5 protein-coding genes and 2 pseudogenes are annotated in these 7,152 nt (G+C 63.6%); all 7 read left to right on the forward strand.

Annotated elements, in window-relative coordinates; translation table 11 throughout:
- Nucleotides 1–436 precede the first annotated feature (436 nt).
- Nucleotides 437–748 carry an STAS domain-containing protein gene (locus AX725_RS02800; protein WP_060979344.1) on the forward strand — a complete coding sequence of 104 codons (312 nt, stop codon included), beginning with the start codon at nucleotides 437–439 and terminating at the stop codon, nucleotides 746–748.
- A complete protein-coding gene (locus AX725_RS02805; RefSeq protein WP_081097116.1) occupies nucleotides 745–1,113 on the forward strand; it encodes a response regulator in 369 nt (122 codons plus the stop codon). The genes AX725_RS02800 and AX725_RS02805 overlap by 4 nt, the downstream gene beginning before the upstream one ends.
- Nucleotides 1,110–3,161: a chemotaxis protein CheA gene (locus AX725_RS02810; protein WP_060979342.1), complete on the forward strand. Its 2,052-nt coding sequence runs from the start codon at nucleotides 1,110–1,112 to the stop codon at nucleotides 3,159–3,161. Before AX725_RS02805 ends, AX725_RS02810 begins: the two co-directional genes overlap by 4 nt.
- A gap of 4 nt (nucleotides 3,162–3,165) precedes the next feature.
- Nucleotides 3,166–3,687: a chemotaxis protein CheW gene (locus AX725_RS02815; RefSeq protein WP_060979341.1), complete on the forward strand. Its 522-nt coding sequence runs from the start codon at nucleotides 3,166–3,168 to the stop codon at nucleotides 3,685–3,687.
- Nucleotides 3,688–3,702: 15 nt separating this feature from the next.
- On the forward strand, nucleotides 3,703–5,646 hold the full coding sequence (locus AX725_RS02820; protein WP_066110724.1) for a methyl-accepting chemotaxis protein: 1,944 nt from the start codon (nucleotides 3,703–3,705) through the stop codon (nucleotides 5,644–5,646).
- A 111-nt stretch (nucleotides 5,647–5,757) separates the two neighbouring features.
- Nucleotides 5,758–6,288 (forward strand): annotated as a pseudogene (locus AX725_RS21735) (MCP four helix bundle domain-containing protein); the annotation flags it as partial.
- A gap of 78 nt (nucleotides 6,289–6,366) precedes the next feature.
- Nucleotides 6,367–7,152 (forward strand): annotated as a pseudogene (locus tag AX725_RS21740) (methyl-accepting chemotaxis protein); the annotation flags it as partial.

Raw genomic sequence — 7,152 nt, forward strand, 5'->3', positions numbered from 1 at the left:
AATGGCAGGCCGTCCAGATAGACCGCTGCCCGAAACGGGGCAAGCATCCACGTCTGGGGTCCCGGCTGTCGGCCAGGGCGGATCGTGACGAATCGCTACCATTCGTCAGCCAAGTTGATCACCAATATAGAACTTGTAGAAATTCGGTTTTATCTTCATTTCTGCGCTATACCGGAAATTAACTGCCCTGTACCGCAGCTTTGTGCGGCTCCTTGATGCCTTGTCACACTGGTAACCCGACCTTCATCATGGGTTTTTACTGCCAATTAAAACCGCGATTTTAGAGCAGAATTCCAGGATTGGCCGAACACGTGGCCCCTCTGACCCGTTCGCCTTCCCAGGCCCACCCGTCATCAGGGTTATGGTTGCTCCGGCGTTAACCATTATTTGACGAAGTCAGACATAAAAGTCTGTCAAGTTCCGGGGGGACGATATCATGCACAAGACCTTTAATGTTGGCAGCTCTGCCAATATCCAGAATTCCGCCGCGTTAAAAGATCAGCTCCTGACGGCGCTGGGCGAATGTGACAAAGTCACAATCGATGCATCGCAACTGCAGGAAGTCGACCTTTCGTTTTTCCAGACGGTCTATTCCGCGCATGTGTATGCGGTAAAGCATGGAAAAACCGTCGCATTTACCGACGACGCCAATGACAAGCTCGCCGCGACCCTGGCCCGTGCCGGCCTCGCCGATTTGCTACCAACTGCTAACCTCAATTCCTGGCTCCATGGAGGACTCCCGCAGTGACTGCCTCGATCCTGACTGTTGACGATTCATCCAGCCTTCGCATGGCCATCCGCATCGCGCTCAATGGCGCGGGCTATGATGTCAGCGAGGCCGTGGATGGCCTGGACGGCCTGAACAAGGCCAAGGCTGCCAAGTTCGACATGATCATCGCCGATCTCAACATGCCCAACATGAACGGGCTGGAGATGATCCGCGAAATCCGCAAGCTGCCGATCCAGCTCGGAACACCGATCATCTTCCTCACCACCGAATCCGATGAGGCGATGAAGCAGGAAGCGCGCGCTGCCGGGGCCACCGGCTGGCTGGTCAAGCCGTTCGTGCCCGAGCAGCTCCTCCGCATCGCTGCCAAGGTGCTCGGCCGGTGACCGCGCAGGATCCCATCGCCGCATTCCGCGTCGAAGCCGGCGAGCTTCTCGGCGACATCGAACAGGCGCTGCTCGACCTCTCGCACGATCTGACCAGCCGCGATCTGGTCGACAGCGTGTTTCGCGGTCTCCACACGCTCAAGGGGTCGGGGGCGATGTTCGGCTTCGATGCTCTGGCCGGCTTCACCCATCATTGCGAAACCGCCTTCGACCGCGTTCGCAAGGGCCAGGTGCCCGCCACCGAGGAACTGGTCGCCGTGATCCTGTCCGCGATGGATCACATGCAGGCGCTGGTCGATGGCGATGGAGCAGGACTCGAGGCGGTCGGCGACGAAATCCTCGGCCGCCTGCACCAGGCGATCGGTGCCGCAGACGCGTCCGTGGCTGCCGAGCCCGCCGCCGCATCCGCTGCTGCCCCCGTTTCCGCGCCCGCCGCTGCTGGCTGGCGCATCACCTTCCGCCTGCCGACCGATTGCATGACCAATGGCACCAACCCTCTGATGCTGTTGGACGAGCTGCGGTCGCTGGGCGACGCGAAAGTCACCGCGCAGACCGACCAGATCCCGTCGCTTGACGAACTGGATGCCAGCCAATGCCATCTCGGCTGGCAGGTCGAACTGCGCGGTGATGCCTCGCGCGCGGATATCGAGGATGTGTTCATCTTCGTGATGGACGACATGACGCTCGACATCGTGCCGATCGAGGCGGACGACGCCGACGAAACGCAAGCCGAAATCGCGCCGGCCACCGAATTTGTCGCGGACACCGGGGCGGCCGCAAGCACACCGGCGACGCCAGCCGCTATGGAGCCAGGGACCGGCGACGCCGCGCGCAACGCCAAGGCCGCCCCGGCAAAGGCGCAGGAAAGCGTGCGTGTTCCGGCCGAACGGCTCGACGTGCTGATGGACCGCGTGGGCGAGCTGGTGATCGTGCAGAGCCGATTGGCGCAGCTTTCCAACCAGGGCGTTCGCGGCCCGGCGGGCGAACTGGCCCTGCGCTCGGTCGCCGAGGATATCGAGCGGCTCGCCAGCGAACTGCGCGACACGATGATGGTGCTGCGCATGGTTCCCGTCGCCAGCCTGTTCGGCCGATTCCGCCGCCTGGTGCACGATCTGGCGCGCGAGACCGGCAAGACCATCGAGCTTTCGACTCATGGCGAGACCACCGAGGTCGACAAGACGGTGATCGAGCGCCTGGCCGATCCGATGGTGCACCTCATCCGCAATGCCTGCGATCACGGGCTTGAAACGCCGGAAGAGCGCGTGGCAGCGGGCAAGCCCGAGGCCGGGCATGTCACACTCAGCGCGCATCAGGCGGGCGGCGAGGTGCTGATCACCATTCGCGACGATGGCCGCGGCATCAACCGCGAACGCGTGCGCGCCAAGGCCGAAGCGCAAGGCCTGATCGAGCCCGGCGCGCAGATCAGCGATTCCGAACTGCTGCACATGATCTTCCATCCCGGTTTCTCGACCGCAGCGCAGGTGACCAACCTGTCCGGGCGCGGCGTCGGCATGGACGTGGTCAAGCGCACGATCGAGAGCCTGCGCGGCACGATCGACATCACCTCCAACCCGGGTGACGGATCGACCGTGGTGCTGCGCATTCCGCTCACCCTGGCGATCATCGAAGGCCTGCTCGTGCGTGTCGGCGAGGGTTGCTATGTCATCCCGCTGGCGGTGGTCGAGGAGTGCATCGAGCTCAGCCTGGAAGAGGACATGCGCTCACGCGGACGCAGCTTCATCACGCTGCGCGACCGGCTGGTGCCCTTCATCCGGCTGCGCGAGATGTTCGCCACCGGCACCAAGCCCGATCCGCACCAGAAGATCGTGGTCATCACCACCGGCGGCGAACGCGTCGGTCTGGTGGTCGATCAGATCATCGGCAGCCACCAGACCGTCATCAAGTCCATGTCGCCACTGCACCGCGATGTCGCGACCTTCGCCGGCGCGACCATTCTGGGCGACGGCAGCGTCGCGCTGATCCTCGATGCGGTCCAGCTCGTCGCCTTTGGCCAGGAACAGGAGGAGCGGCTGCGCGCCGCCGGATAAGCCCATGCAGGACACACTCACCCCGATATCCGCAGCGAGCTGGGATGCCGATGGCCAGCTGGAAGTGCTGACCTTCGACCTGGCGGGCGAAACCTTTGCGGTCGAAGCGATGCTGGTCCGCGAGATCCTCGATCTGCTGCCCGAGACGATCGTGCCCGGCGCCTCGCCGCTGGTGCGCAGCGTGGTCAATTTCCGCGGCAAGATCATCCCGATCGCCGACCTGCGGCTGGCCTTCGACATGCCGGCAGCCGAGAACACCATCGACAGCCGCATCATCGTGATCGAGATCGCCATCGACGGCGAGCCGACCCAGATCGGCATCCGCACCGACAAGGTGCACGAGGTCGCGACGCTGAACCACGCGGATAGCGAAAAGCCGCCCGTGGTCGGAATGCGCTGGCGCCGCGAGTTCGTGCACGAACTCGTCCGCCAAGCCGGCGGCATCGTCGTGCTGCCCGATCTGTCCGCCATCTTCAATACCAAGTCGCCGGAGAGCGGCACCGCCTATCCCGCCGTGGCACATTAGAGAGAGGATCAAGCCATGCGTCCGTATGTTTCCCTGAAGTCGAGTTCGCATTTCGACCATGCCACCGAAGAGGTCCAACGCGTCACGCGCGCCTTGGCCGGGGGAGACAGCGCGGCGCGGGCCGATGCGATGAGCGCCACCGGCGGCGCGCGCGCGATGCTGCTGGCGGTCAACGAACTGCTCGACACCGCACACAGGCCTGTCCAGGCACTGCGCACCGGGGTGGACCATGTGCTGGCCGAACATGCGCGCGGCGATATCGACGTCGCACTGCGCCCGGCAGATTATCCGGGCGAATATGCGGTGATCGCGCAGAAGGTGAACGAACTGGTCGAGGCGCATATCACGGTCAAGAAGAGCGCGATGGCCTGCATCAAGGAATTCGCCGGCGGCAATTTCGATGTCCCGTTCGAAAAACTTCCGGGCAAGAAGGCGTTCATCAACGACACTATCGAGCAGCTGCGCGGCAATCTGCGCGGGCTGATCCGCGAGATGAACACCATGTCCGCCGAGCATGATCGGGGCGATATCGACGTGTTCGTGCCCGTCGGCAAGTTCGAGGGCGATTTCGCCAAGATGGCCGAAGGCATCAACCTGATGGTCGCCAACCATATTGCCGCCAAGAAAAAGGCGATGGCCTGCATCCAGCAATTCGGCGAGGGCAATTTCAACGCGCCGATGGAGCAGCTGCCCGGCAAGAAGGCGTTCATCAACGACACGATCGAGCTACTGCGCGCCAATTTCCAGGCAATCATCGGTGAAATCCAGCGCCTGATCGACGCGTCCGCCGCTGGGCGGCTGGAAGAGCGGGGCAATGCCGGCGACTTCCCGGGCGATTTCGGCCGCGTCGTTGGTTCGATCAACGGCATGCTCGATGCCATCCTGCTGCCGATCGCCGAGGGCAACCGGGTGCTCGATCTGGTGAGCACCGGGGTGCTGACCGAGCGGGTCGAGATCGAATGCGAAGGCGACCATCGCCGGATGAAGGATTCGATCAACAACCTGATCGAGAGCCTGACCGGTTTTGCCTCGAACGTGACCGATGCCGCAGCGCAGGTCGCCGCTGGCAGCCAGGAACTCTCGTCGAGCTCCGAACAGGTATCGCAAGGCGCGACCGAGCAGGCCGCCGCTGCCGAACAGGCCTCTGCGGCGATGGAAGAGATGGCTGCGAACGTCAAACAGAATGCGGACAATGCCGCGCAGACCGAAAAGATCGCGCGCCAGTCGGCCAGGGATGCCGAGGTCAGCGGCGAGGCGGTGAACAAGGCGGTGGGCGCGATGCAGACGATCGCCGACAAGATCGGCATCGTCCAGGAAATCGCGCGCCAGACCGATCTGCTCGCGCTCAACGCTGCGGTCGAGGCCGCGCGTGCCGGCGAACATGGTCGCGGTTTCGCGGTGGTGGCCTCCGAAGTGCGCAAGCTCGCCGAGCGCAGCCAGGGTGCCGCGGCCGAAATCAGCCAGGTCTCGTCGGAGACCGTCAAGGCCGCCGCAGAAGCCGGCGAGATGCTGAACAAGCTGGTGCCGGACATCCGCCGGACCGCGGAACTGGTGTCCGAGATCAGCGCCGCGTGCCGCGAACAGGATATCGGCACCGAACAGATCAACGAGGCGATCCAGCAGCTCGACAAGGTGACGCAGCAGAATGCCAGCGCTTCCGAGCAGATCAGCTCCACCTCCGAGGAACTGGCCAGCCAGGCCGAGGAGATGCAGCAGACCGTGTCCTTCTTCCAGCTTGACGAGCGGCAAGCCCCCCGCTCCCGGCCCAAGACGCCCAGGCCTGTCGCTGCCAGAACCGCCAGGCCCGTCGGCAAGACCGCCAAGCCCGTCAGGCCCGCCGCTGCCAGGCCGAAAGCCGATAGCGTGGCGCATCAGCAGGAGCGGGTGAAGGGCTTTGCGCTGGATCTTGAACGCGGCGTGGCCGACGATGATGATGCCGATTTTGGAGAGGCAGCATGATCCGGCCTGTCTGACGCAAGACCCCATCCGAATTTTTGACACCCATTGACCACCCCAGGTGGCGAGCGTCCCCGCGCGCCCACCCCATTCGACCGAAGTGAGACTGAACCCATGCGTGCAACCATCAAGGCAAAACTGGCGGGCGCCTTCGCCTTCCTGCTGCTGATCACCGGCATTCTCGGTGTTTTCGGCATCACCAACATGTCGACCATCAACGACAAGTCGACCGATCTGGCGAAAAACTGGATGCCCAGCATCGATGCCATCCACCGGCTCAACACCGCAACCTCTGACCTGCGGATCAAGCAGTATCGCCACGTCGTCTCGACCGACCCAGAGGAAATGCGCAAGGTCGAGGGCGATATCGACGCTATCGCCAAGCAAATCGAAACGCAGAGCAGCCGCTACGAAAAGCTGATCTCGTCCGATAGCGAGCGTGAGATCTACGAGAGCTTCGAAGAGAAGTTCGCGAAATATCAGCGGGCTAGCGAACGTTTCCTTGCGCTGTCGCGCAACAATCAGAATGCCGAAGCCACCGCAATGCTGATCAGCAGCGTCACGCTGTTCGACGACTTCTCCAACGATCTGCTCAAGCTCGTCAAGCTGAACGTGGAGGGCGGCGAAAAGGCCAGCGCCGAGGGTGATGCAGCCTATGCGGACGCGCGCAACCTGTTCATCGGGCTGCTGGTTGTCGCCATGATCGCGAGCATTGCCGCCGCCATCTGGATCTCGCTGACCATCTCGCGAGGCCTGAAGAATGTCAGCACGGCCATCGATGCCGTTGCCATCGGCGATCTCGACAAGGATGTCGTGGTTACCACCAACGACGAGATCAAGGACCTGGTCGATACCGTCAACCGCATGACCGCCAATCTGCGCCAGACCGCGGCGCTCGCCGAAACCATCGCGCATGGCGACCTGACCGTGCAGCACACCGCGCTGTCCGATGAGGACAAGCTGGGCCATGCGCTGATCGCGATGGTCGAGCGGCTGCGCATCGTCGTCGCCGACACCACCGCCGCCATCGGCAACGTGGCCGCCGGCAGCCAGGAACTGTCCTCGAGCTCCGAACAGGTCTCGCAGGGCGCGACCGAGCAGGCCGCTGCCGCCGAACAGGCCTCTGCCTCAATGGAAGAGATGGCTGCGAACATCAAGCAGAACGCCGACAATGCCGCGCAGACCGAGAAGATCGCGCGCCAGTCGTCCAGGGATGCCGAGAGCAGCGGCGAGGCCGTCAACAAGGCGGTGGGCGCGATGCAGATGATCGCCGAGAAGATCGGCATCGTCCAGGAGATCGCCCGTCAGACCGACCTGCTGGCACTCAACGCTGCAGTCGAGGCGGCACGTGCCGGCGAGCATGGCCGCGGCTTTGCCGTCGTCGCATCCGAAGTGCGCAAGCTTGCCGAGCGCAGCCAGGGTGCCGCGGCCGAGATCAGCCAGGTCTCGTCGGACACGGTAAAGGCTGCCGCCGAGGCGGGCGAAATGCTGGGCCGACTGGTCCCGGAT

It is taken from the genome of Blastomonas sp. CCH9-A1 (assembly GCF_001557175.1).
Classification (GTDB): Bacteria; Pseudomonadota; Alphaproteobacteria; order Sphingomonadales; family Sphingomonadaceae; genus Blastomonas; species Blastomonas delafieldii_A.

What these genes read in the sequence shown, in the direction of transcription:
- AX725_RS02800 (WP_060979344.1), top strand. Translation starts at nt 437, where the DNA reads ATGCACAAGACCTTTAATGTTGGCAGCTCTGCCAATATCCAGAATTCC.
- AX725_RS02815 (WP_060979341.1), top strand. Translation starts at nt 3,166, where the DNA reads ATGCAGGACACACTCACCCCGATATCCGCAGCGAGCTGGGATGCCGAT.
- AX725_RS02820 (WP_066110724.1), top strand. Translation starts at nt 3,703, where the DNA reads ATGCGTCCGTATGTTTCCCTGAAGTCGAGTTCGCATTTCGACCATGCC.